Consider the following 1,771-nt stretch of genomic DNA (forward strand, 5'->3'; position numbering starts at 1 on the left):
GGGCGACTCCCTCTTGGAAATACGATAGTGACAAGGTTTATCGAGTTTTGAATAAGACTAAAAATTATTTTTCGGATGTATCTGTAGTATGCATCCCCTAAAAAATATATGACTTTACGTTATCTGTAAGTAGAAGAATACGCTTCGCTGACAGTTACAGAAACTGTTAATGAGTTATGGCATGCACTTTTGGATCTCCGATACCTTGTGATGACTGACCCTCCCATGTTTCTTAGCGTCGAGCGCTGACATTCCTTCGTTCGGTCTATCACAAGATGGAGGCCGGCGAGATGCTCCGGGAGGGGCTCGAGGCCCAATGTACGCCGCTGGTGCCAGCTTCTCCGTGTCATGAATGGTGATTCTAGAATATGAACGTTAGGACGCTAGTTGAAGACAGTGAAGATCAGTCAGCATTTGCTGACTATCAAATCGTCGTTTTTTGGTACACAGTGCATGAAGTACTTTTAACAGCTTTCCACATAAAACTACCATCGATTGCTTCTTCCGAAGCGGATTCACTTGTCGCTGTGTGTAATAATGATGAAGTGTTAGGAACGCCTCATTGTTACGCAGAATAGGAAGCATGGCTTTAAATAAGAGTGAACGAAGCCGCTTACGTCCTCGCTTAGAGATTTTCTTCTGTCCTTGATGAGTGCCTGAAGAATTCTCTCGAAGTGTAAGTCCCGCTAATTTAATAAGTTGGCGTGGACTTTCATAATCGTCGAAACTTCCGATTTCAGCTAGTAGACCTGAGATGGTCCCATGACTGATTCCAGGAACAGAAATTAAAAACTCATAATCCGCTGTTTGTGTAATGCGTTCTTCCAGTTCTGCTTCAATTGCTTCTAATTCTTCTTCAATGAGTCGGTATTGACGCATCATGGAAGCTACTTCTCGTCTGGCTCCCCATGGAGCTATCGTGATTCCGATGGATGATTGAGCTGCCTGAATGAGTTCAGCTGCTTTTGTTGGGCGTCGCTGTTTCATATTACCTGCTTTTGCGCAAATGTCAGCCAACTCCGTTGGTGTCATATCGACAATATCAACAGGAAGTGGTGTTTCTTCTAATACGGCAAGCAACATGGCTCCAAAGTCAGAAAAGACATGGAATAACTCAGGAAAATACTTATCGATCCATCGATGAAGTTTGTTTTTTAACATTGAGCGCTCTTTCATCAACGATTCCCTTAGACTGTATCCGGTACGTATCTCAGCCGCTTGATTACGCAGCAGCTTGGGATGAGAATAACGCCCATCTTTCATCAAACGTGCGATCGTAAGTGCGTCCTTTTTATCATTCTTAGTCTGTAAATTATCATCAAGCTCTTTTACACGTTTCACATGCATAGGATTGACGATTACAAGAGGAATTCCTCGATCTTCTAAAAAGTAAGCTAAGTTTAGCCAGTAATGACCAGTCGGCTCTACGCCGACCAGAACTTCAGATTTCTCGAAGACTTTCATGGCATCCAGAATTGCCTGATAAAGTTCTTCAAAGCCTTCCAGTGATTGTGGAACTAAAAAGGCTTTTTTAATTTCACGACCGCGCTCATCCACAAATGTAGCATAATGTTTATACTTGGCAATATCGATACCCACTACCAAAGTTTTTTCCGTAACTTGATTAATTTTGTGATTCACTTTAGAATTCATGTGAGTCCTCCTTGGTTATTATTAGGGGTCAAGTAGTCGATGCCTTGACACCCCCGAATCATACCAAGGGGACTTTTCTATTTCAATAGGGCTCCACTAACCAAACAGGAATGCTCCG

1 protein-coding gene is annotated in these 1,771 nt (G+C 42.6%); it reads right to left on the reverse strand.

Going from position 1 to position 1,771, the window contains the following annotated elements; translation table 11 throughout:
- Nucleotides 1-375 precede the first annotated feature (375 nt).
- Nucleotides 376-1,653, reverse strand: a complete 1,278-nt coding sequence (locus CSV74_RS16365; protein WP_099692449.1) for an IS110 family RNA-guided transposase — start codon at nucleotides 1,651-1,653, stop codon at nucleotides 376-378.
- Nucleotides 1,654-1,771: the final 118 nt, after the last annotated feature.

This window comes from Sporosarcina sp. P19 (assembly GCF_002743165.1).
GTDB classification, from domain to species: Bacteria; Bacillota; Bacilli; order Bacillales_A; family Planococcaceae; genus Sporosarcina; species Sporosarcina ureae.

Coding starts and splice junctions, on each gene's coding strand:
- CSV74_RS16365 (WP_099692449.1), bottom strand. CDS start 1,653: ATGAATTCTAAAGTGAATCACAAAATTAATCAAGTTACGGAAAAAACT.